Source organism: Clostridium sp. C8-1-8 (assembly GCF_009928445.1).
Classification (GTDB): Bacteria; Bacillota; Clostridia; order Clostridiales; family Clostridiaceae; genus Clostridium_AR.
In genome coordinates, this window is record NZ_JAABNO010000009.1 from 12,520 (window position 1) to 37,353 (window position 24,834).

At 32.0% G+C, this 24,834-nt stretch carries 21 protein-coding genes and 1 other RNA gene; 19 read left to right on the forward strand and 3 right to left on the reverse strand.

The window, feature by feature from the left end; all coding sequences use genetic code 11:
• Positions 1 to 340 precede the first annotated feature (340 nt).
• From GXK57_RS11100 to secG, 10 genes are all read left to right on the forward strand, one after another.
• Complete coding sequence (locus GXK57_RS11100; RefSeq protein ID WP_160675837.1) at positions 341 to 1,066, forward strand: amino acid ABC transporter ATP-binding protein; 726 nt, start codon at positions 341 to 343, stop codon at positions 1,064 to 1,066.
• A gap of 15 nt (positions 1,067 to 1,081) precedes the next feature.
• Entirely contained in the window at positions 1,082 to 1,897 is an 816-nt protein-coding gene (locus GXK57_RS11105; RefSeq protein ID WP_160675840.1) for a transporter substrate-binding domain-containing protein, read from the forward strand.
• On the forward strand, positions 1,897 to 2,622 hold the full coding sequence (locus GXK57_RS11110; protein ID WP_160675842.1) for an amino acid ABC transporter permease: 726 nt from the start codon (positions 1,897 to 1,899) through the stop codon (positions 2,620 to 2,622). The genes GXK57_RS11105 and GXK57_RS11110 overlap by 1 nt, the downstream gene beginning before the upstream one ends.
• Positions 2,622 to 3,266: an amino acid ABC transporter permease gene (locus GXK57_RS11115; protein ID WP_160675845.1), complete on the forward strand. Its 645-nt coding sequence runs from the start codon at positions 2,622 to 2,624 to the stop codon at positions 3,264 to 3,266. The genes GXK57_RS11110 and GXK57_RS11115 overlap by 1 nt, the downstream gene beginning before the upstream one ends.
• A gap of 963 nt (positions 3,267 to 4,229) precedes the next feature.
• The gene (locus tag GXK57_RS11120) at positions 4,230 to 4,913 is read left to right on the forward strand and encodes an ABC transporter ATP-binding protein (RefSeq protein ID WP_160675848.1); all 684 of its coding nucleotides are present in this window, start codon (positions 4,230 to 4,232) and stop codon (positions 4,911 to 4,913) included.
• Complete coding sequence (locus tag GXK57_RS11125; protein ID WP_160675851.1) at positions 4,910 to 7,429, forward strand: ABC transporter permease; 2,520 nt, start codon at positions 4,910 to 4,912, stop codon at positions 7,427 to 7,429. The genes GXK57_RS11120 and GXK57_RS11125 overlap by 4 nt, the downstream gene beginning before the upstream one ends.
• A 174-nt stretch (positions 7,430 to 7,603) precedes the next feature.
• Positions 7,604 to 8,308 (forward strand): response regulator transcription factor, encoded by a 705-nt coding sequence (locus GXK57_RS11130; protein WP_160675854.1) that lies wholly within the window; start codon positions 7,604 to 7,606, stop codon positions 8,306 to 8,308.
• Complete coding sequence (locus GXK57_RS11135) at positions 8,292 to 9,536, forward strand: HAMP domain-containing sensor histidine kinase (protein ID WP_160675856.1); 1,245 nt, start codon at positions 8,292 to 8,294, stop codon at positions 9,534 to 9,536. The genes GXK57_RS11130 and GXK57_RS11135 overlap by 17 nt, the downstream gene beginning before the upstream one ends.
• Before the next feature lie 498 nt (positions 9,537 to 10,034).
• Positions 10,035 to 11,330 carry a phosphopyruvate hydratase gene (gene eno / locus GXK57_RS11140; protein ID WP_128215285.1) on the forward strand — a complete coding sequence of 432 codons (1,296 nt, stop codon included), beginning with the start codon at positions 10,035 to 10,037 and terminating at the stop codon, positions 11,328 to 11,330.
• 359 nt (positions 11,331 to 11,689) lie between these two features.
• Positions 11,690 to 11,920, forward strand: a complete 231-nt coding sequence (secG, locus tag GXK57_RS11145; RefSeq protein ID WP_160675859.1) for a preprotein translocase subunit SecG — start codon at positions 11,690 to 11,692, stop codon at positions 11,918 to 11,920.
• 216 nt (positions 11,921 to 12,136) lie between these two features.
• On the opposite strand, the gene GXK57_RS11150 is transcribed toward secG, so the two are convergent.
• Positions 12,137 to 12,298, reverse strand: coding sequence for a rubredoxin (locus GXK57_RS11150; RefSeq protein WP_128215283.1), 162 nt, complete (start codon positions 12,296 to 12,298; stop codon positions 12,137 to 12,139).
• Between the two features lie 568 nt (positions 12,299 to 12,866).
• Here GXK57_RS11150 and rnr point away from each other — a divergent pair.
• From rnr to smpB, 5 genes are all read left to right on the forward strand, one after another.
• Entirely contained in the window at positions 12,867 to 15,137 is a 2,271-nt protein-coding gene (gene rnr, locus GXK57_RS11155; protein ID WP_160675862.1) for a ribonuclease R, read from the forward strand.
• A 224-nt stretch (positions 15,138 to 15,361) separates the two neighbouring features.
• Positions 15,362 to 15,913: a nitroreductase family protein gene (locus GXK57_RS11160; RefSeq protein WP_160675865.1), complete on the forward strand. Its 552-nt coding sequence runs from the start codon at positions 15,362 to 15,364 to the stop codon at positions 15,911 to 15,913.
• Positions 15,914 to 16,302: 389 nt separating this feature from the next.
• On the forward strand, positions 16,303 to 17,511 hold the full coding sequence (locus tag GXK57_RS11165; RefSeq protein ID WP_160676209.1) for an iron-containing alcohol dehydrogenase: 1,209 nt from the start codon (positions 16,303 to 16,305) through the stop codon (positions 17,509 to 17,511).
• 604 nt (positions 17,512 to 18,115) lie between these two features.
• Entirely contained in the window at positions 18,116 to 18,895 is a 780-nt protein-coding gene (locus GXK57_RS11170) for a formate/nitrite transporter family protein (RefSeq protein ID WP_160675868.1), read from the forward strand.
• Between the two features lie 109 nt (positions 18,896 to 19,004).
• Entirely contained in the window at positions 19,005 to 19,475 is a 471-nt protein-coding gene (gene smpB, locus GXK57_RS11175; protein ID WP_128215278.1) for an SsrA-binding protein SmpB, read from the forward strand.
• A 29-nt stretch (positions 19,476 to 19,504) separates the two neighbouring features.
• On the opposite strand, the gene GXK57_RS11180 is transcribed toward smpB, so the two are convergent.
• Positions 19,505 to 20,512 carry a tetratricopeptide repeat protein gene (locus tag GXK57_RS11180; protein ID WP_160675871.1) on the reverse strand — a complete coding sequence of 336 codons (1,008 nt, stop codon included), beginning with the start codon at positions 20,510 to 20,512 and terminating at the stop codon, positions 19,505 to 19,507.
• 474 nt (positions 20,513 to 20,986) lie between these two features.
• Here GXK57_RS11180 and ssrA point away from each other — a divergent pair.
• Positions 20,987 to 21,338: a transfer-messenger RNA gene (gene ssrA, locus GXK57_RS11185) on the forward strand.
• A gap of 311 nt (positions 21,339 to 21,649) precedes the next feature.
• On the opposite strand, the gene GXK57_RS11190 is transcribed toward ssrA, so the two are convergent.
• Complete coding sequence (locus GXK57_RS11190) at positions 21,650 to 22,060, reverse strand: hypothetical protein (protein ID WP_160676212.1); 411 nt, start codon at positions 22,058 to 22,060, stop codon at positions 21,650 to 21,652.
• Between the two features lie 339 nt (positions 22,061 to 22,399).
• Between GXK57_RS11190 and GXK57_RS11195 the strand changes: the two genes are divergently transcribed.
• The 3 genes from GXK57_RS11195 to GXK57_RS11205 are packed head-to-tail and all read left to right on the forward strand — an operon-like array spanning position 22,400 to position 24,626.
• Positions 22,400 to 22,825 (forward strand): MarR family transcriptional regulator, encoded by a 426-nt coding sequence (locus GXK57_RS11195; RefSeq protein ID WP_160675874.1) that lies wholly within the window; start codon positions 22,400 to 22,402, stop codon positions 22,823 to 22,825.
• Between the two features lie 20 nt (positions 22,826 to 22,845).
• Positions 22,846 to 23,742 carry an alpha/beta fold hydrolase gene (locus GXK57_RS11200; RefSeq protein WP_243156407.1) on the forward strand — a complete coding sequence of 299 codons (897 nt, stop codon included), beginning with the start codon at positions 22,846 to 22,848 and terminating at the stop codon, positions 23,740 to 23,742.
• A gap of 14 nt (positions 23,743 to 23,756) precedes the next feature.
• Positions 23,757 to 24,626, forward strand: a complete 870-nt coding sequence (locus GXK57_RS11205) for an alpha/beta hydrolase-fold protein (protein ID WP_160675877.1) — start codon at positions 23,757 to 23,759, stop codon at positions 24,624 to 24,626.
• Positions 24,627 to 24,834: the final 208 nt, after the last annotated feature.

Sequence of the window (24,834 nt, forward strand, 5' to 3'; positions counted from 1 at the left end):
ATCAGCTTTTTATTGATATATAGCTTGAATAATAGAGCGTATATTTATAAAATAATAAAATTATAAAAAAATAATATTGATTTAACAATGTAAAGGTTTTTTTGATTTGAAAATATATAATAATTTTAAAAATATGCAGGAAACATTATATAATTATGCAAAGTTTTGAATATTTATTGACTACATCTTCATAAGTTGTTAATATATAAATAAGCAAAAAACTTGTGCTTAGTATAATATATTATTAAAAAAATATCTTATTTTTTGATATAACGATAAAATATTTTGATTTTATTAGTTTGATTGTTTTTGGGGAGTTGTCGTTAAAAGGGGGGCTATTATGATTGAATTAGAAGGTTTGAATAAGCATTTTGGAAAGCTTCATGTATTAAAGAATATAAATTTATCAGTTAAAGAAGGAGAAAAGTTAGTTGTTATAGGACCAAGTGGATCTGGAAAGAGTACATTGATTAGATGTATGAACTTTCTAGAGGAGCCTACTTCAGGTAAGGTTATTATTGATGGGGTTGACCTTACTGCACCTAAGGCTCCAGTCACTAAAGTAAGGCAGTCAGCGGCTATGGTATTTCAAGGTTTCAATTTATATCCGCATAAAACTGTACTTGAAAACTTAACTTTAGCTCCAATAAAGATACAAAAAATATCTAAAGAGGAAGCAGAAAAGACAGGACTTGAATATTTAGAGAGGGTTGGATTAAAGCATAAAGCAAATGCTTATCCATCACAACTATCTGGAGGGCAGCAACAAAGAGTTGCAATAGCAAGAGCACTTAATATGCATCCAAAAATAATACTTTTTGATGAACCTACATCTGCTCTAGATCCAGAGATGATACAAGAAGTCTTAGATGTTATGGTTGGTTTATCACATGAAAAGATAACAATGGTTGTTGTTACTCATGAGATGGGGTTTGCTAGACAAGTTGCAGATAGAGTTATATTTATGGATGGTGGAGAAATAATCGAGCAGGGGACTCCAGAGCATTTCTTTAAAAATCCTACACATGAGAGGACAAAGATATTTTTAAGCAAGATATTAAGATAATTAGGGGGTAAAGCAATGAAAAAGATAACTTCGATTTTAGTCCTTGCACTAACACTAACTTTAGCAGGATGTTCTTCTGCGCCAAGCAAGACTGCTAGTTCTAGCAGTGGTAAAGATAGTAAGCCGGCAGAAATACAAAAAATAATAGATAGAGGAACTCTAAAGGTTGGGGTAAAAGTAGATGTTCCTAAGTATGGTTATAAGGATCCAAGCACTGGTAAGATTGATGGCTTTGAAATTGATATAGCAAGAGCTGTGGCAAAGAAGATATTAGGTGATGAGAATAAGATTGATCTTCAAGCTGTAACAGCTAAGACAAGAGGACCACTTTTAGATAGTGGAGAAGTTGATATGGTAGCTGCAACCTTTACCATAACTGATGAAAGAAAGAAAAGTTATAACTTCTCTGATCCATATTTTACAGATGGCGTAGGTTTATTAGTAAAGAAGGATTCTGGAATAAGCAGCTTTAAAGATTTGAATGGAAAGAAAGTAGGAGTAGCACAAAGCTCAACTACAAAAAAGGCTTTACAAGCTGAGGCTGATAAGCAAGGTATTAAAATAACTTTCTCAGAATTCGCTAGTTATCCAGAGATAAAAACAGCTTTATCTTCAGGAAGAGTTGATTGTTTCTCAGTAGACGGAGCTATACTTCTTGGATACTTAGATGACAATACTAAAATATTATCTGACAAGTTTAGTCCTCAAGATTATGGTATTGCATCAAAGAAAACTAATACTGAATTAGCAAAGGTCATAAATGAAACCATTTCTGAAATGAAAAAGTCAGGTGAACTTGATAAGTTAATTAGTAAGTGGGGGCTTAAGTAATGAATGGACCTTTTGCCTGGTTCAAATGGCAGGCTCTGTTTACTGATTGGAGAGTATTTTTTGATGGTTTCACTATGACTCTTAAAGTATCTATATTAGCACTTATATTGTCTTTAGTAATTGGGGTTTTATTTGGTATGTTTTCTACTTCTAAAATAAGGGTATTAGAAATAATAAGCCGTATTTATGTAGAGTTTATACAAAACACACCATTATTAATTCAAGTATTCTTTTTGTATAATGGACTTCCCCATCTTGGAATAGTACTACCTGTATTTGCTATAGGGGTATTAGGAATTGGGGTATACCATGGAGCTTATATCGCTGAGGTAGTAAGAGCAGGTATAAATTCTATAAATAGAGGTCAATTAGAAGCGGCATACTCTCAGGGATTTTCCTATTGGGAAGCCATGAGATATATAATATTGCCACAAGCAAAAAGTATAATGCTTCCTCCTTTAACAAATCAGGCTGTTAATCTTATTAAAAATACGTCAATACTTTCAATAATTGCAGGTGGAGATTTAATGTATCAAACTGATTCCTGGTCAAGTGGAAACTTATACTATGGACCAGCTTATGTTGTTACAGGGATATTATATTTAATTATATGCTTCCCATTAACAAGCCTGGCAAGAACTTTAGAAAAGAATGAAAACAAGATGTTTAACAGGAATCAGTCAGAAGAAGATAAACTAGACTATAAAGAGGAGGCCACAGCGTGATGGGTGAGTTGTTTTCTTTTACTAACTTAAAATTCATACTTCAAGGCTTTGGCCTTACGCTTTATATAGCTTTAGTAACTATAATATTAAGTATGATATTTGGAACTATACTTGGTATATTAAGAAGCACATCTAAAGGGTTCGCAGGTAAATTATCAGCTGTATATATTGAAATAGTTAGAAATACACCTGCACTTTTATGGATTCTAGTAACGAGATTTATAGTGAATATGAAACCTGTAAATGCTGGAATATTAGCACTAACTATATTTACTTCTGCTATTATTGGTGAGATAGTAAGGGGTGGGCTTAACTCTATAAAAAAAGGACAGTGGGAGGCTGCTCACTCTCAAGGTTTTACTAATATTCAAACCTTAAGATATATCATAATACCGCAGGCTTTTAAAAATATGATTCCTGCTTTAGTATCTCAATATATTACTGTAATAAAGGACACATCTTTCCTATGGGGTGTAGGAATAGAAGAGGTTACGGGAAAAGGAATGATTTTAATGGGAATGTACGCAAGTACAACTCAGGTATTCCTTATATTTGGCACTATTGCATTATTATATTTTGTGGTAAATTATATCCTTTCACTGACTTTTAGAGCACAGCAACAAAGATTAATATTACAGGTATAAAATTAATTTTATAGGGTAATAATACAAAAGAGTTTTAGTTGCAAAACTTAAAACATAATGCTGTTATAATTACAGCTATACTTTCAACTATAGTTAAGGGATTTTTATGAGAAGGATGTTGTATAGTTGATAAATCACTTTATATCACAGTTTAATTGAATAACACAGTAGGGTGCTGATAAAGTTATATATTAAATTTCATAAAGTGATTTATCCGGACTTACAATATCATATATTATTAACAATTTAATATTTGAATGTTTGTTTGAAAATGTCAGGGTATTATATTTTCAAGCATACATTTAATAGTGATGCTAAATCTCTATGTCCCCCATAGAGTTGCCTCCTAGGTTTATACCTAGGAGGCTATTAACAGTTAAAGAAAACTTATAAAAAATTATATAACTATGATAATCTTTTATAAAGTCCTCATTTCGTTGAAAAAAGTAGTTTGCTCTTTTGAGTTTACAAAATTGGGTTCAACGAAAAAGGAATGAACTTTATAGAGTTTTATAAAGTTTTGTCAACGGCTTTTATAATGTTAAATATGAATATAAAGATTTATTCTTTAAATCTTTATATATGTAAGAATAGTGTTAATATCATTATTCCTTTGAGTAAGCGCACAATAAAGCATCAGATAACTGGCTGCTTAATTTCAGCAGGTTCTAATAGTTGAAAATGATAAGCTTATTATTAGAAAAACTAAAATTACAAAATTGTAATTTTAGTTTTTATTTTTTTGTAATCTTACTATATTATTATTTTACTATAGAGAAGTTAATGATATAGAACCTTTAAAGGGTTATAAAATGCTATATTATTACAGCATAAGGCTCGTTAGTAATTAGCTGATAGAAGGGCTACTATAAATCAGCTCTATGTGCGTAACGTGAAATAACTATATGAATTAGGTTTTGAAAATAGGAATTTAATATTAAAAATAAGCTATGGGAGGCTGTTATGGAAATATTAAGAGTTGAGGGACTAACAAAGAAATATGGTAAGGGAAACAATGAAGTAAAGGCTTTAAGTGAAGTGAGCTTTTCTGTTGATAAAGGAGAGTTTTTAGCAATAGTCGGACCTAGCGGATCTGGAAAAAGTACGTTACTACATCTGCTTGGAGGAGTGGACAATCCTACTTCAGGAAAGGTTTATGTAGATGGGGTGGATATGTATGGTTTGAAGGAAGAGGATTTGTCTATACTTAGAAGAAGAAAGGTTGGTTTTGTATTTCAATTCTACAACCTTATACCAGTATTAACTGCGGAAGAAAATATAACTATGCCTGTATTGTTAGATAATAGGAAGCCAGATAAGAAGTATATAGAAGAGATAATGGAGGTCTTAGGAATAAGCGATAGAAAAAATCATCTTCCCACAGAGCTTTCAGGTGGGCAGCAACAGAGAGTTTCCATTGGAAGAGCACTTTCAAATAAGCCTTCAATAATTCTCGCTGATGAGCCTACAGGAAATCTTGACACCAAGAACTCAAAGGAAATAATGGAGCTTTTAAGATATTCAGTTAAGAAATATAATCAAACCTTGATACTTATTACTCATGATCTAAATATAGCAAAAATGGCAGATAGAGTTCTTACTATAGTAGACGGTGAGGTTGCTAGTAACGAGGTGATGGATATATGAGAAAGTACTCTGACATAACATCAAGATATTTGAAGGAGCATAAGAAAAGAAGTGTTTTGACTGTTATAGGTATAATAGTGTCCATAGCAATGTTCACAGCAATAGGAACTATGTACTATAGTGCTATTAACGGAAGAATGGATCAAATAAAAGCTGAGGTAGGAGATTATGAAGTTAAATTTACAGAGCTTACTAAGGAAAAGGTTGAAGGCTTAAAGAGCAATGTAGAAATTAAAAGTGGAGGGGTCACTGAGAGTTTAGCCAGTATAGAATTTGATACGGATAACAATTCAGTGAACAAAAAACTTCTTGAAATAAGTGGTTATGATAAGGAGGCTATTAATAATACCTTTAAAGTAAAACTTGTGGAAGGTAGAATGCCTAAAAATGAAAATGAGATAATTGTAGAGAATAGACTTTATAAATTACTAAAGGATAAGAAAAGTAATTTATCTATAACAGGCAAGTTACTTAAAGAGGGAAAAGCAACTGATGATAGGAAAACTTATTCTATTGTGGGAAGTTATGAAAACACAAAATCAATGAAGAGTAATCAATATTATTCTATAACTTATTTAGAACGCTTAGACAACCAAGGAAATTATGAGTATTACGCTAATCTGAAAGAAAAGAAAGATAAAATTGCCATAGGCAAAAAGGTTGCAAAGGATACTAATTCTAAGGTTGAGTTTAACAATGATTTATTATACTTATATGGTCAGGGAGAAGTATCAGAAAGAAATGATGCTTTGATAGGGATGTTTGCCATAATCGTGATTTTTATTATAGTATGCACAACTGTAGTTATATACAATTCCTTTAATATCTCTGTGGCGGAAAGAATAAAGCATTTTGGAATACTTAGATCTATAGGCGCTACAAAGAAGCAGATAAGAAGGCTTGTATTTAAAGAGGCTGCGGTTATGAGTATAATATCTATACCAATTGGTATAATTACTGGTTTTGTAGGTATATATATAACCTTTTCTCTTATAGGAGCTATAGATGGACTTATGGGAAGTAAGCCAAGATTAAACCTTCAAATTATAGGAGTAGCTATAGCTCTAGGTTTAGGGACCATATTTATATCAGTGTTTATACCTGCAATTAGAGCTTCAAGAGTATCACCGATAGAGGCAGTAAGAGGAGCTGGAGTAGTAAAAAGAGAAAAGTTTAAAAGAAGGAGAGCTTATCTTACAAAGCTTATATTTAAATTTGAAGGGCAGGTGGCTTACAAGAATATAAGAAGAAGCCCTAAAAAGTTCTGGATTACAATCCTGTCTTTGATGGTATCTGTAGTAATGTTCATTTTCTTTGCAAATTTCTTGGATTATACTAAGAGTATGATTAGTGAAATATACTCATCAGCAGCCTTTGACTCAATGTTCTCTAGGGAAGGAGCAGAAGGCTTCAATGATAAATTTGTAGAGGATATTAAGGGGTATGAAGGTATAGGGGAAGCCTATAAGATGAATTTAGCTTCAGTTACCCTGCCAGTAGATAAGGATAAGTTGAATAAAGCTTATTTTACTAATTTAGGTGTAAAGGATAATTTGAATTATTATAAAGATAAAGCATTAGTTACATCTTTTATAATGGGCTATGATGAAAAGGCTTTTAACTATGCTAAGGATAAGCTGAAGAAAGGAAAACCTAGCTATGAGGAGTTTACTAATAATGGGGTTATAGTCTTAAATAGGTGTAAAGGGAAAGGACCAAAAGGAAAAATTGATTACAATGAATTAACTAATTATAAGATAGGTGACAAGATAAAGTTGCCTAAAATTAATTCTCAATATATAAAGGAGAATAAAACAGAAAACGCCAAAGAACTTGTTGATAAAGATAAATATGTTAGCTTTACAGTAGTAGGGGTAGTAGAGGATGAACCTATGCTACATGAAGTGATGTACAATGGTGTGGGCTTTATGATAACTAACGATAATTATTTTAAGCTTACAGAAGCGAAGGATTATAATACAGTTGGAATAAAGTTTGTAAGCAAAACTTCCAGCGAGGAACTCTTTGATAAGTTTACCATAAAAGCAGAGAGTGCAAATGGAAGCTATATGGATAATTATAAAGAAATTGAAAGTACAAGAAAGCTTATGTTTCAACTTTCAGTGCTTATATATGGCTTCATAACTTTGATAAGCATTATTGGTATAGTAAACATAGTTAATATAATTACTATAAATCTTCTTGTAAGAAAAAGAGAATTTGCTATATTTAAAGCCATAGGTATGACTAAAAAACAGTTTAAGAAATTAGTATTGTTAGAAGGCATGTTGCATGGTATTTTGGCATCTGTATTTGGAACGGTAGTAGCTTTTCTATTGGTTAGATCGTCTCAACAACCTATGAATAAAGTTATTAATATTGCTTATAACCAAGCAGTTTGGCCTTATATAGTAGGAGTTTTAGGTGTTATAGGTATTACATTCTTAGCAGCGCTTATACCTCTTAGAAGATTAAATGATATGAATATTATGGAGAGTTTACGATTGGAAGAATAGCAGTTATGCATCTTTAACATCTCTGTATAACAGACTAATTGTAACAATATTATCAGATGCAACTATGATTTAACATAGAAACACTAATTACTTTTAATTAGTGTTTTTGTGTATATTTGGTATAATATTCGTGAGTGTCTTTAAGTTTACATTGAAATATAGAAAGGGAAATATATGAGAGTTTTACTGGTAGAAGATGATATAGCTTTGTCAATGGGAATGGAATATGCCTTGAAAAAAGAAGGCTTTGAGGTTAAAGTTTGTAAGAATCTTAAGGAGTCAAGAGCGGAGTTTAATAACGAAATAGAGTTAATTTTACTAGATATAATGCTTCCTGACGGTACTGGATATGATTTCTGTCAGGAGGTAAGAAAGAGTAGTGATGTGCCTATTATATTCATGACTGCATTAGAAGAAGAGGGAAATATAGTTATGGGATTGGATATGGGAGGAGACGACTATATAACTAAGCCTGTAAGAATCCGTGAGCTAGTTTCAAGAATAAATGCAGTAGTGAGAAGGAAAGGTGCTGTGAAGGAAGAAACTACTAGCACAATAGTTTCGGGAGATATAATCATAGAACCTTTAAAGTGTAAGGTGTATGTAAATAAAATTGAAGTTCAGTTTACAGCAGGTGAGTATAGATTACTGCTTCTTCTAATAGAAAACAAGGGAAACGTAATACCTAGAAATACAATATTGGAAAAACTATGGGACTGTGATGGCAATTTTGTAGATGGTAACACTCTAAATGTCTATATAAAGAGACTTAGAGAAAAATTAGAGGATGATACTAAAACTAGTAGATATATAGAGACTATAAGAGGCTTTGGGTATAGGTGGAAGGAAGAGGTAAGTAGTAATGGAACTTTTCAATAATAAAGAGATTAAAAAATTTACCTTTAAGTTTCTTATACTATTTATATTATTCGTAATAGCTATTCAGCTGCTCAACCTATACAATATTAGAAGACTAAATCAAGATATAATAAAGCAAAATATAGGTGTTATTGGAGCTTTAGTAAAAGAAAACCCGGCAAGTGAAAAGGCTATAGTAGATAATTACACTAAGGGCTATGATAGCAACTACAACTATGGTTTGAGTGTTATGCAAAAGTATTCCTATGACGAGGGCTTAGAAGTTTATAAGAATCCTACTATGAATAGCTTTTACACCTATGGAAGGTATAGTTTGATGTTTTGTACTTTGGCCTTTGGTGTTGTATTCTATTTTTTACTTTTGATTGATATAAAACAAACTTTTAAAAAGATTAAAAGCTTTGCTTTAGCTGCGGAAAGAATAGTTGAAGGGGACTTCACAAATTACTTTGAAGATGGGCGTGAAGGAGATATCTATGTTCTAGGACATCAGTTCAATCAGATGACTAAGAGGCTTAAGGAAAGCATTGAAAAGCTTAATAAGGAGAAGCTAAACCTTAAAGATATAATAGCTGATATAACACATCAACTAAAAACGCCTTTAGCTTCACTTATAACCTTCAATGAGATAATAAGAAACGAGCCTTACATGGAGTGTGAGGAGAGAAATAGATTTTTAGATATGAGTAAAGGCCAGCTTGATAGAATGGAATGGCTGATAAAGAGTTTATTAAAGATGGCAAGGCTGGAAGCAGGGGTAATAAACTTTAATATTAAGGAAAACATAGTGAAGAATACTGTTTTAAAAGCAATAGAAGGAATAGAACTTAAGGCAAAAGAGAAAAATATAACTATTAGCATTAAAGGTGATGAATATGTGACTTTTAACCATGATGCTGAGTGGACTGGTGAAGCTTTATCAAACATAGTTAAGAATGCTGTAGAGCATGGTAAAAAACATGGCAAGGTAGAGCTATCTTGGGAAGAAACTCCCTTATTTATAGAGCTTAAAATAGAGGATGATGGTGCTGGTATTGCTAAAGAGGAAATTCCAAAGATTTTTAAGAGGTTTTATAAAGGGCAATCTTCAGCTAATCCTACAAGTATAGGCATAGGACTGTATATATCTAAAAATATAATCGAAGCTCAAAGTGGTAGCATTAAGGTTGAAAGTAAACAAGGCATAGGTACCAAGTTTACCATAACTTTTTTAAAGCATATAATATAAAATTTCCTGCTTTATATACAGTGTAAGTTATGGCTTTTAAAGTACTATTCTTTAAGCTAAGTGTTCAGCAATCTTAAACTTTAATGAATCTGCACAAGGCATTAACCTGATTTTTTATATTATGTGGCGTACTTTTTGAAATTATTAAGCTTAAGCAGTAGAAATTCTTAGCTATAAATAAAAATGATAAATAAATAATAATTATTAGATAGAAGTAATAAACAAGCTAAAAATATGAGAAAAGTTTCACAAAGAATCACTAAATTTATCTGAAAATTACGATTTAAATGTGAATTGTAATGAAAATTGTTATCAAATGATTGAAAAAGTCTTTTACATGATTTATAATAAAGTTAACCAAATGAGGAAATGCAATAATAATTTACTATAATATAGAATAAAAATATTATTAATGCACAAACTTGTAATAGTTAAATACATTTTAAGAGATAATACTATAGGTATTTATTTACCTATATTAATAAGGAGGAATTTAGAATGAAACAATATGTTGAAATTGTAGATGTTCTTGCAAGACAAATTTTAGACTCAAGATGCTTCCCAACTGTAGAGGTAGAAGTAGTACTTGAAGATGGTACAATAGGAAGAGCTGCTGTTCCATCAGGTGCTTCAACTGGTATCTATGAAGCTGTTGAATTAAGAGATGATGACAAAACTCAATATAATGGAAAAGGTGTTTTAAAAGCTGTTCAAAACGTTAATGAAACAATAGCTACAGAACTAATCGGAATGAATGTTTTCGATCAACCTTTAATAGACAAAACATTAATAGAGTTAGATGGTACTGATAACAAAGGTAAGCTAGGAGCTAATGCTATACTAGGTGTTTCACTAGCAGTTGCAGAAGCAGCAGCTAAATATCTAGGACTTCCTCTATATCAATATATAGGCGGAGCTAACGCTAAGGTTTTACCAGTGCCTATGATGAACATAATCAACGGTGGAAAGCATGCTGACAACTCAGTAGACTTACAAGAATTCATGATTATGCCAGCAGGAGCTAAGAGTTTTAGCGAAGCATTAAGAATGAGTGCTGAAGTTTATCATTCATTAAAGAAGATATTAAATGATAAGGGTTATGCTACTGGTGTAGGCGACGAAGGCGGATTTGCTCCAAACCTAAAGTCAAACGAAGAAGCTCTACAAGTAATAATAGAAGCTATAAATAAAGCAGGTTACAAGCCAGGTGAAGATATCTTCATAGCTATAGACTGTGCTTCATCAGAATACTACAAAGATGGTAAGTATGTATTAGAACATGAAGGAAAGACTTTAGACGCAAATGAAATGGCTGACTTCTTAGCTGCTTGGGTTGAAAAGTATCCAATAATATCAATCGAAGATGGTATGGCAGAAGAGGATTGGGAAGGCTGGAAGATCCTAACTGATAAACTAGGTGGAAAGATACAATTAGTTGGTGATGACCTATTTGTTACTAACACTGAAAGATTATCAAGAGGAATCCAAAGCAAGACTGCAAACTCAATACTTATAAAGCTTAACCAAATAGGTACTTTAACAGAAACTTTAAATGCTATTGAAATGGCAAACAGAGCTGGATACACAGCTGTAATTTCACATAGATCAGGTGAAACTGAAGATACTACAATAGCAGACCTTGTTGTAGCTGTAAATGCTGGTCAAATTAAGACTGGTGCACCAGCTAGATCAGAAAGAGTTGCTAAGTACAATCAATTACTTAGAATTGAAGAAGAATTAGATGAAATCGGTGAATTCAGAGGACTAGGTGCATTCTTCAATATAAAGAAGTAATTAGACCTAATTGTGAAAAACAGTTACCTTGAGGTAGCTGTTTTTTTACTTCTTGCTCACAACTAATTATTGTAAATAATATCATGGTGTGTTATGATTTATTTATATGCATAGTTTTAGAAGTAAAGCTTAATTTATATTATTACATAGTATATGAACTTTGACTATTATATTCTACTAAGGTATTATTATAGGTAATTATTTTAAGATTGATAGTTGAGTTTATAAGTGTTTATGTGAAGATGTTCCTACTATTAAAAATTGATTTAGGAGTTCACAATATAAATTAATCTAAAGTTTAAATCATAATAAAGTTGTTTAACAAGATGAAAAGCCAATGAATTCAGGAGGTGACCACAATGTATTATAATGTTTTAGTAGCATTAGAAATTATTGTCGGAATAATCATCATAGTATCAGTATTGCTACAACCAAGTAAAGCTGACGCTCTAAGTGGATTAATCCAAGGTAAAAGCGAAACCTTTTTCTCAAAGAACAAGGGTAGAACAAAAGAAGCTGCACTTAGAAATGTAACTATAGTTGCATCAATAGCATTTGCAGTAATCACTTTAGCTCTTAACTTAATATAATAAGTTATATATAAAGGCTGGTCTTTTTTGACCAGCCTTTATATATTATTATGAGTTTTAGGTGTTTAAGAAAACCACTTGTAAAAATCTACGCAGGGATTAGATATGGATTATTGGACAATAAGAAAACACTAAGGCAAAAGCCTTAATGTTTTCTTATTGTTGTGAATAGCATTAAAAAGAGTGAGGTCGGTTTTGAATAGGAAGTAAGTATCATTAATCTAGTTCTTCAAACATATCCACTGGTTCACCACATATTGGGCAGAGCCAGTAATCAGGTAAATCTTCGAAAGCTGTACCTGCTGGGATATCTTGAGAACTATCGCCAATAGCTGGGTCATAAATATAACCGCATTCTACACAAACGTATTTTTTCATGACTTCCTCCTATGTAGCTTGTAACATTATTATAATACATACAAAAATAAATATCAATAGAAAATTATTATTAATTAATAAAATTTTTCTTATCTCATCTAAGAAGATTTTCTGTTAATTTATCTTTATTTGCTTTAATTAGTTTATCCAATTATAATAAAGATAAATACAAGTTTTTCATAAAATATGCTAATTTTTTATCTCATATATTCTGTATAGGTAGACAATTCAATTACTTTCCTCAAGTAGATGAAAACTTCCTGCATTAAAATAATAAGTTTATTCTAATATGGTGTGTTATTAGATTATGTAATTTTATATATTAATCTATTATTTAGAAATTTAAGGTCTTTCTAGGAAACTTTTTATATTTGTATAGATTGAGAAAAGGTATTGCTATAAAGAGATAATTGAATGGCTAGTAAGTAGTTTTACTATAAAGTATTAAAGATATTATATGGGGAAAAATAAATAATAAAAAATTAAATAGATAATAAAAGGCTATATTAAAGTACCATGTTTAAATAAAGCCTAATAAAAAAAATAAAAGATATGGAGGAATGATGCTATGGGAATAAAGCAAACGCTACTTAGTTTCATGCGAGAACCAGCTTATAGACCAATGGATATTCAAGATTTGGCAACAATTTTTGATATAAATAGAGATGAATATAAGGCTTTTAAAAGAGCTATAAAGACTATGGAAAGAGAAGGGCTTATTGTAAGAACTGCTCATGATAGATTCGGACTACCTGAGAGAATGGGGCTTGTAGCTGGTAAGATACAAGTGCATCAAAGAGGTTTTGGATTCGTCATACCTGATGAGGAAGGCTTAAAAGATGTATTTATACCAAGTTCATCAATGAACGGAGCTATGAATGGAGATAAGGTAGTAGCCAAGATACTAAAAGAGGATGATAAAGGCAAGAAGTGTGAAGGTGAAATAGCTCAAATAACTGAAAGAGCTAATAAGAAGATAATAGGAGTATATGAAGATTCAAAAAACTTTGGATTTGTTATTCCTGAAGATAAGAGAGTACAATTCGATATATTTATACCTAGAAATGATAGAAACAACGCTCAAACTGGTGATTTGGTAGAAGTTGAAATAGTAAAGTGGCCAGATCAAAGAAGAAACCCTGAAGGAATAGTTAAAGATGTTTTAGGTAAAAAGGGAGAAAAAGGCCTAGATATCCTGACTATAATCAAGAAGTTTGCACTTCCAGAGGAGTTTCCAGATAAGGTATTAGAATATGCCGAAAATATAGAAGAAGAAATATCACAAGAGGAATACAAGAGAAGAAGAGATCTTCGTAATGTAAGAATGGTTACTATTGATGGTGAAGATGCTAAGGATTTAGATGATGCAGTAAATATAGAAAGACTTCCTGGAGGAAACTATAGATTAGGTGTTCACATAGCAGATGTAACTCACTATGTTAGAGAAAAGAACCCTCTTGATAAAGAAGCTCTTAAGAGAGCAACCTCTGTTTATTTAATAGATAGAGTTATACCAATGCTGCCTAAGAAACTATCTAATGGAATATGTTCGCTTAATCCTAGAGTAGACAGACTTGCTTTAAGCTGTATTATGACTATCGATAGAAACGGAACTGTGGTAGATCATGAGATAGTTGAAAGTGTTATAAGGACTTCTGAAAGAATGACTTATAAAGATGTTTCGGCTATATTAAAGGACGATAATGAAGACCTTATAAAAAGATATGATTATCTTTATGATGATTTTAAGGCAATGGAAGAATTGTGCTTAATACTTAATAAGAGAAGAACCAAAAGAGGTGCTATAGACTTTGACTTCACAGAATCTAAGATAATATTAGATGAGCTTGGTAAGCCAATTGAAATCAGACCGTATGAAAGAGAAATAGCTAATAGAATAATTGAAGAGTTCATGCTTGTATGCAATGAAACTGTTGCTGAATACATGTACTGGACTAAAACTCCATTTGTGTACAGAATACATGAGGAACCAGACCAAGAGAAGTTAGAAAGATTTAAAAACTTTATATACAACTTAGGATATACAGTAAGATGGGCACAAGACATCCATCCATCAATGCTTCAAGACGTGCTTGAGATGATTAAAGGAAAGAATGAAGAAACTGTTGTAAGTACTCTTCTTCTTAGAAGCATGATGCAAGCTAGATATGCACCAGAATGTGTAGGACACTTTGGTCTTGCTGCAAAGTACTATTGCCACTTTACATCTCCAATAAGAAGATATCCTGATTTACAAATTCATAGAATAATAAAGGAACATCTTCATGGCAGAATAGATGAAAAGAGAGTTGAAAGACTAACTAAGATAGTTGATGTAGCATCTAAGCAGTCTTCTGATATGGAAAGAGTAGCACAAGAGGCAGAAAGAGAAGTAGATGATTTAAAGAAAGCTGAATACATGTCTTACAGAATAGGGCAAGAATTTGTAGGTGTAATTTCTTCTGTTACAAACTTTGGTATGTTTGTAGAGCTGCCAAACACCATAGAAGGATTAGTTCGTATAGCTGATTTAGATGATGATTATTACGTATACGATGAAGATCACTTGATGCTTATAGGAGAAAGAACAAAGAAGATTTATAGATTAGGTGATAGCGTTACTGTAAGATGTTCAAGGGTAGATATAGACAATAGAGAGGTTTACTTTGACATTATACCAGCAGAAGCGGAACTTGAGATAGATCTTCCTGTGCCAGATGTAAAAGGAATGTTAAATGATATAGATGACGAAGAGGAAGATGAATTTGATGAGTTTGAAGAAGGATACTGGGAAGACAGTGAAGAAAAACACGATAACCAAAATCTAATTAAAATATAAGTAATTACTTGTATTAACCTCTTAACAATAGATAATACTAAATTTATAAACAGCCACCTTATAAAAATATAATTTAAAGGCGGTAAAGTTAAAAATGTATCAATTCAACCTGAAAGGTATTTTAAACTTCTTCAAGTTTTTAATGGGAGAACTTAAGATATAAATTTTAAGTGAATTGATACATTTATTTTAAGTATGTCTACAAAAGATTAGGAGGTATCACAATGGGATTTTATGAAGTTATTGAAGAAAGACAAAGTATAAAGAGCTTTAATACACAAGGACCTATAGAAAAAGATAAGCTTAACAGAATGATTAACGCAGCAATGATGGCTCCATCATGGAAGAATAATACTAGTTACAAGATTATTTTAGTAGATGATAAGAAGCTAAAGGATACAATAGCTGATACAGTTCTAAATGATGACGGACAGGTGTCTAGAGGAATAAAAGATGCACCATTACTTGCGGTATTTGTAGCAGCACCAGATAAATCAGGAGAGTTAGATGGCAAGGAATATTACCTAGTAGATGGAGCTATAGCAATGGAACATTTTGTTTTAGCTGCTACAGCTGAAGGTTATTCAACTTGTTGGGTAGGTGCAGCTAATGAAGCTGATGTTCTAAATATAATTGGTGCACCTAAGAACTATAAGTTAGTTGGAATGACTCCCGTAGGTCATAGCAATGAGCAAAAAAATCATAATCCTAAAAAGGATTATAATGACTATGTGTTCTTAAATAGATGGGATAATTCTTTTGTAAAAAACTTTTAGGATATAAGTAAAATAGTGTAAGTGAAAAAATACTACCGCTAGTTTTTGGCGGTGGTATTTTTTATTATGTGCTTTAGCATTTAAAGAAAACTACCTGCTAAGCGGTTGGTTCTGACTTTGATTATGTTAAATCACCCTGTTGAAATATAGCTTTTATTTTATATTACATAAGAATCTACGATGAGATCTAAAGTGCTATGAAAAGTATAATGAAGAAGGTGGGCTTGCTCTTAGAAAATTATACTAACAAGTCTTAGATTACAATAAATTTGCTATAGGAGGATAATTATATTGACAAAAATTGTAACATAACTATAATGTAGTTATGTTACAAGTATAATTACGGAATAGAAAGTTAATAACTTTGAATAATGGGAGTGGTATAGTTGATGTGGCCTTTGAAAAAAACATATTATAGAACGGTTCAAGCTTTTGTAAGAGCAGGAACCAATATAATTAAATTTAAAGAACCTGAATTGTTAGTTGGAGAAGGAGCTATAAATAAATTACCTAAGGTTCTTAAGGACAAGGATATAAATGGAGTTTTAGTTATAGTAAGTAGAACTATATTAAAATCAGGAGCACTAGAGGAATTTTTTAAGGAAATGAAAAGCAAGAATATTGCTTACGAAATTTATGATAGTGTAAAGCCTAATCCTACTATTGAGAACATAGAAGAATGCTTAAAGGTATATAAAGATAATGGTTGCAATGCTATAGTTGCTATAGGTGGAGGCTCTCCTATTGATTGTGCTAAGGTAGTGGCAGCTAGGGCTTCTAATATGAATATGCAAATTAAGGATTTAAGAGGCTTTATGAAAGTGAAAAAGCCTATTCCTCCATTATTTGCAGTACCTACTACGGCAGGAAGTGGATCGGAAGTTACAGTTGCCGCGGTAGTAACTGATTCACAAACTCATGAAAAGTATGCTATAGCAGATTTTAAGCTTATACCTGACTATGCTATATTAGACTCTGCTTTAACAGTTGGAGTACCTCCTCACTTAACAGCTGCCACTGGTATGGATGCTTTAACTCATGCTGTTGAGGCTTTTGTAGGAAAGAACGGAAATGCTTTTACCGATAGTAAAGCAAAAGAGGCAACTAAGATGATCGTTGAGAGCTTAGAAGGTGTATATAAAGATGGAAAAAATATTGACGGTCGTAATAAGATGCTATTAGCCTCTAATTATGCAGGGCAAGCCTTTACTAGAGCCAATGTGGGATATGTTCATGCAATAGCTCACAGTATAGGAGGTCTATACGGGGTAGCACATGGACTAGCAAATGCTATAATTCTACCAAAGGTATTAGAGTATTATGGAGAAGCTTCTCATAGCAAGCTAGCAGAACTTGCTTTATCTTCAAATCTAGGAAATAAAAATGAGTCACAAAAAGTTTTAGCAGAGAAGTTTATTAATAAAATTAAAGATATGAACAAGAATATGGGTATTCCAGAAGGAATAAAAGAACTGAAGCGTGAAGATATACCTCTAATTGCTAGAAGAGCGATTAAAGAGGGAAATCCAAGCTATCCAGTTCCTAAGATAATGAGTGTTAATGAATGTGAAGAACTTTTAAAGAAGTTAAAATTATAGCATCTCCTTCATGACCACTTAATTTCAATAATAATTTAAAAGATACTACCAAATTAAGCTATGCATAATAAGGTTAATAAGCCTTCTTATATGTATGGCTTTTTTTAGTGTACATAAGATTATAAAATCTTTATTATTTAAACCTATTAATATTAAGTTGGTAGAACAACTTGTTAGGATACAGTAAAAAATAAAACGTATCCTTATGCCAAATTTTCATCATATAGCCTTGAAAAGGCAGATGTTCATAAAAGTTCACTGAAGAAGGAGATTTAAGCTGGAACTACTATACTAAGTCATAAATATATTTCCATAAAAGAATTATTTTGAGTTAGTTATTGCTTTGTAAACAAATACATACTCCAATATCTCATTTAGAAGCCATTAATATAGTTGAATTAACTATATTTGCTAAGATATGGCTAGCCAATAAATATCACAAAAATATTGAAAATGAGAATAATTATCAGTATAATGAGAGTGAATGTATAGCTGATAATGAATAGTAATTAGGAAAGATTTTTATCTAGAATAAATTATTAGGGTTAGAGATTAATTTAAGCTATATATTCTGCAATCATAATACTAATAGATGAGGTGTAAGATGTACAAAGAAGAAATAAAGAAGGTTGCTCACTCTGCGGAGGTTAAGAGCGAATATATTAATGATAGTATTTTTAAGTATTTCCTGTTAGCATTTATGGCTGGTTTTTTTGTAATAGTAGGAATAGCGCTTTCTTACTCAACAGCAGGCATAATAAATGTAGATGGAAAGCTTTATGGAAAGTTAGCAGTAGGACTTACCTTCTCCATAGCCTTAGGTTTAATTTACTTTGCAGGAGGAGAGCTTTTTACAGGCAATTGCTTTGTATTGACAGTGGGGATTTTAGAAAAGACTATTAGTATAAAGAATACTCTGAAGCTACTTATAGTATGCTACTTAGGTAATCTAGCAGGTTCTATAGTATCTGCATACATATATGTAAAAAGTGGAGCTCCAATTGGGGTTGCGGATAAGTACCTTTTAAAGGTAGCAGAAAGCAAGACTCATTATCCAGCCGATGAACTGTTTTTAAAAGCTATACTATGTAATTTTATAGTTTGTCTAGCAGTTTGGTTATGCTACAGATTGAAAGAAGAAACAGCTAAGCTTATGATGCTTTTCTGGTGTATATTTGCCTTTGCAACAGCTGGCTTTGAGCATTCTATTGCAAACATGGCTTTATTTGCTGCAGCTTTAATACTTCCACATCCAGATACTTTTACTTTAGCGGCAGTACTTCACAATCTTGGATGGGTTACATTAGGTAATATATTAGGTGGATCACTATTTTTAGGCTTACCTTACTGGTATGTTAGTCAAGGGAAAAAGGACAAGAAATAGATTTGAAAATTATTTAATTAAAGATAGAACCATGGAAATGTTTGAACTTGTTATTAAATGGCTAATATATTATAATATAGGCAATATAATATCATTAGGATGTGATAATTTGGCTAGAAAGAGTGATAATAAGACTTTAGCTGAAAATAGAAAGGCTAGACATGACTATTTTGTGGAAGAAGCCATGGAAGCTGGAATAGAGCTAGTTGGAACAGAAGTTAAATCAATAAGAGCTGGAAAAGCAAATCTTAAGGATTGCTATGCAGACATATATAATGGAGAAATTTATATAAAGAATATGCACGTTAGTCCTTATGAACAAGGAAATATTTTTAACGTAGATCCTCTTAGAGAGAGAAGATTGCTTTTGCATAAAGAAGAAATAAGAAGACTTACAGGGCTTATTCAACAAGAAGGCTTAACCTTGATACCTTTAGCACTTTATCTAAAAGGTAGTAAGGTGAAGGTAAACCTAGCTGTTTGTAAGGGTAAGAAAAATTATGACAAGAGAGATACTATGCTTGAAAAAGCTCATAAGAGAGATATCGAAAGACAAATGAAGGAAAAATCAAGATATTAAAAAGTCATGCTCATGTAGAGCATGACTTTTTATTCATCTTTAGTTACCTGAAGTTCAGCAACTATATCATTTTTTCTATATCCAACTACATCTTTGAATCTAGAATAAATTTTTAGATTATTCAGAAAATTATCCTCGAAAGCAATGAGCTTAAGATATTTTTCGCCTTCAATAGCTTTTTCCAGACAGTCAAAAGCTATATCTATGCGCCTAAAGATAGAAAATATCCTACACTTATAGTAGTAGGCAATATAGCAGTTATTATCTAGCTCTATAGCTTTATCTAAGGAAGTTAAGGCTCTAAATAAATCACCATCAAAGAAAAGTACATTTCCAAGTTCATAGTAGGCCCAGGGGAGAGTGGAGTCTACAGATATTATGGATTCGTACATTCTAGCAGCTGAGCTAAAATCCTTATTCTCAAAATATAGATCTGCAAGTAGCTTAAAAGTATTTATACTTTTTCTATTTATCTTACTATATCTTAAGAGATATTCTTCGCACTCGTCATATTTTTTTTGAATATATAAACATATACCCTTACCGTAAAGAGCAGCAGGTAAGTCTTTATTTATACTAAGGGCCTTATCAAAACTTTCTAAGGCTTTACTTACATTACCAAGAATATAGTAACAGTTACCTTTATTAGCATGAGGTGCTGCAAACTTATCATTAAGTTCTATGCACTTATCAGCATATTCTAAGGCTTTATCCATAAGCTCAGCTTCAAAGTAAGCATAACTTATGTTGTTGTATAGCATACTGCTTTCAATTTTGGCCTCTATTGCTTCATCACAAACTCTAAGTAAATTTTCTATATCCTTAGTTTCTGTTAATATCTCTATCAAGAGGGAATAGTAAAAATCTTCGCCTAAAATATTTCGTTTAGCTTCAAGCAAAGAAATTGTTCTACCATAACGTTTCCTTCTATATAGTCCTAAAGCTTTTTTTCTCGTCCTTGTTTTTTCATTGTTTACAGAGTAGTAGAATATAAGCGCGAACATAATCACAGCCACTATTACAAATACCCACTTCATATCGATACCTCCGTTGTTAGTTCATACTCTATTATATGAAGGAAGGTTACAAATTGGGGACAATTAAAATATGATAGAAACTGCTGAAAGGCGCATTATTACTATAAATTCTTATAAATTTAAGAATTTATAAATATATAAAGATATAAATATAAGAATAAATAAATTTTTTATAAACTATATGTTGCAGGGGATACTGAATGCTTTATTATTAGATTTTTAATTAATATAAAAATGAGATTTATATACTTAAGCTATTATTAATTCCACATACATCAATTATAAGCAACATTGGTATCAATAACTGTGTTGAAATAAATTGATTAATGCTGTAATATAATATTTGTGATGAGGAGTTAGTAACTAAATAACATCACAGTGGACTTGACATAACAGTTCATAAGGTTTATAATTAAGATTCAGAAAATTAAATATAATAAATTATAGCGTTTGCAAATTCATCACCCATAATATGGGGGCGCTTTGGCTTCGACGGGGGTAAGGTGGGTTTGATAAGCGAGCCGGGGGAAGCATGGTCCCACGTGATCAACTATGCACTAAATGTAAACGCAGAAGATAATTTTGCATTAGCTGCCTAGTAGCAGCTCGTCAGCCTAAGACTCCCGCGGCTTAGGATCTGGCGCCGACAGCGGGGCCCCGAGCCTAGGAAAGCTTTGACCTAGGAACGGAATTTATGAAGCTACTAAAGCAAGAAGCCTGTCTATAGGCGTCTTGTGGAGGGAATGTTAAATTATAGACTACGCTCGTAGAAAGTCAAATTGATCTGCTTTCGGACAGGGGTTCGATTCGTAAAAGAGTCGCCTCAAGAAGTGATTCTTGAGTGAAAACTTGGCTTTATCGGTGAAACCGTACCATGTGACGATGACGGCAATACCGAGAGGTATGTAAGGAAACTTAACAGCCTCGTATCGACTCATAGGCTCCTTAGCTTTTAAGTATGGAGTACTAGGATAGAAGTCTCAAACTATACTATGGCTTCTATAATACGCCAAGCATAATTAGGGTGATTATTCCTGATTATGAAGATATAGTCAGTGATGTTAGTAATAACATATGCGCACGACCCCTCGCCTCCACCATATAAAACCCTAGACATTTTTGTCTAGGGTTTTTAAACTATTTAATCGAAATAAATCTTCTATAAAATTCTAATTTTCTTTCTAGGAGATCCTTTGAATACCTACCATTTCGAGGTGTTAAATCTTTGTATTCAGTAATTATCATATAGGCTCTTTGTTTTTTGCTTTTAATAATCAGATATGGATAAATCAATTCTAAAAGCTTTATAGCATCATTGTACTTAACTATATATGAATATGATGGTTTATGTTTTTCTAAATCATAAACTTTTTTTCCTTTAATTACACCTATTTCGGTCTTTAATTTAATCCACTGAAGCAGTTCTATAGTTGTGGAAGCTATTGATACAGAAGGAGAAGGATATTGATTATTATGAAATCTTATAAGCATAATGCTACCTTCACCATCAATTATTCCAGCAATATAGGCTTTTTCCTCATTTGTCAGCATAGTTACCTCCGAAATTTATGTTGTATTGAAATTAAAATAATAATAGTATTATGCATATTTGAGATACTTTATAATTATTTTGAGGTAGATTTATCATTAGATATAAAATGATTTTAAGGAATTTTACGAAAGTACAGTTTTATTAACGAGATCAACTTCGCTTCGCAAAGAACCCTATGTTAGGTAAGAGCTTGCAAACTGGTGACGGAAGTTTAAATAAATCTTTACAAAGTTATTTATATGTAATTTATTGACAAGACATAAAGAAAAGGATATCATAACAATTAATTAGTAAACTAATTAGCTTATAAAAAATAGTGAGGTAAAGTTATTTTTATGGCACATGAAAAATTGTTTTTAGCGTTATTAGGTTCTTCATCAGCTCATGCAGAAGCGAGTAGAAAGGCATTTAATGCGTTGGGATTGACTGAAGGACAACCGAAAATTCTTTATATACTCCAAAATCAAGATGGGCAAGTGCAGAAGGAATTAGCAGCAGTATGCGGAATTAAACAGTCTACACTTGCTGTACTTCTTGGGAAGATGGAAAAGCAGAATCTTATTTATAAAGAAGTATGTTATGTTTCAGGAATGAAGCGGGCATATAAGATATTTTTGACGGAAAAAGGAAGGGATATAGCAGAACATCTTTATAAAGTTGTTGAAGAACTGGAAGAAAAGAGTTTTGCAGGATTTTCTCCGGAAGAAAAAGCTACGTTATTATCATTACTGAGCAAAGTAGAGTATAATATGCAAAAATAAATGAGGTAGCAGGTGTTTTCATGAAAAGGAGAAGTTTAATTTTATGTATGTTAGCTGTAATTATGGTTATGGCCGGATGTTCAAAGAATAATAATGTAAAGGAGAATGAAACAAAGATGACTTCAGAAAAGATAACAAACGACACAATAAAGAACAAAGAAAAGAAGAATATAGAAGTTAAGGAACTCATCATTAAAAAAGAAGGCAAAGAGATTTATGGTAAGTTATATTATCCAGAAGATGCAGGAAAGCATCCGGCTATTATTTTAAGTCATGGTTATAATGGAGCTAATTCAGATTTTGAAAACGAGTGCAGATTTTTTGCGCAGAACGGGTATGTTGCATATGCATATGATTTCTGCGGTGGTTCCGTAAGATCAAAAAGTAGTGGATCATCTACAGATATGACTATATTTACGGAAAAGGCAGATTTACTTGAAGTTTTAAATAACATAAGAAGCTTAGAAAATGTAAATGCAGATAGCATATACCTGATGGGTGGCAGTCAGGGTGGATTGGTAACAGCATTGGTAGCAGAAGAAAGTGAAGATTTAATAAAGGGAATGATATTATATTATCCTGCTTTAAATATACCTGATGATTGGAGAAAGAACTACGCATCAGTAGACGATATACCAGAAAAAGTGGATTTCTGGGGATTAACATTAGGTAAGAATTTCTTTGTATCAATAAGAGATTTTCATACATTTGATAATATAGGAAAGTTTTCTAAAGATATACTGACTGTACATGGAGATAAAGATGCTATAGCTCCACTAAGTAATTCTGAAAGAGCGCAGAAGCTTTACAAAAATGAAAAACTTGTTGTGTTACCTGGAGAAGGACATGGATTTTCACCTACAGGTGCTGAAGAGGCAAGAAAACTTGTACTTGATTTTATGGAAAAACATCAGTAATTTAGGAGAAGGATATGTGTAGAGAGTTTGTAGATGTAGACAAAAGCTATTATGAAAGATGCGAAAGACGGGGGAAATTAGTAAGGATTAATTATATTTCCAATACATATAGCGAGGATAATACTCTTCTAAACAAGGATGCATTGGTATATCTTCCATATATGTATGATGAAAGTGATAAAAAGACATATAATGTATTCTATCTCATGCATGGTGGTGGTGGTAACTCAGATGAAGTATTTGGTGGAATTGAAGGAAAGACAGATCTTAAGAATATCTTAGACAACATGATTTTTAAGGGAAATATTGAGCCATTAATAGTAGTAGCACCATCATTTTATTATCAGGGAACTACAGAAGCACTTACTTCAACAAAAGATGCAAGATTACTTACAGAAAACTTTCATCATGAATTGGTAAGAGATTTGATACCAACGGTAGAAAAACTCTTTAGAGTAAATAAAGGTAGAGGAAACAGAGCGTTTGGCGGATATTCTATGGGGTCAGAGGCTACTTGGAATATATACGCAAAATGTTTGGAATATATCAAGTATTATATGCCAATGAGTGGAGATTGCTGGGCTGTTAAGCTTCAAGGTGGATTAATATGTCCTAAAGAAACAGTTAACTTCCTAGTTAATTCAGCCAAAGCATCAGGATGGGATTTTAAGATATTTGCATGTGTAGGTGATGATGATGTAGCATATAAGCCTATGGATTCGATGATACATGAAATGATGACCCGTAAAGATTGTTTTATATTTGCTGAAGATTTAAAGAAGGGAAATATTGTGTACTGTGTGGCTCACGGAGGAACACACTCGTATGAATACTGCTACAAATATATATACAATGCGTTACCACATTTCTTTGATAAATACTAAGATTACTTATATGATGGAAAGAAGCACTTGGTGAGTGTTTACACAGTTATTAAAGATGTGTAAATCTAGACCTTAACATTTTCTGAAACTCTGCAAAGCTTCAATGGAGAGTTTCAGAAAACATAGGAAGTACGTTCTATTTTAATTGGTTGTATGATGCTGTTAATAAAAGTCATGAAGTATCGAATGTTCAGAAGATGCCTGTAGA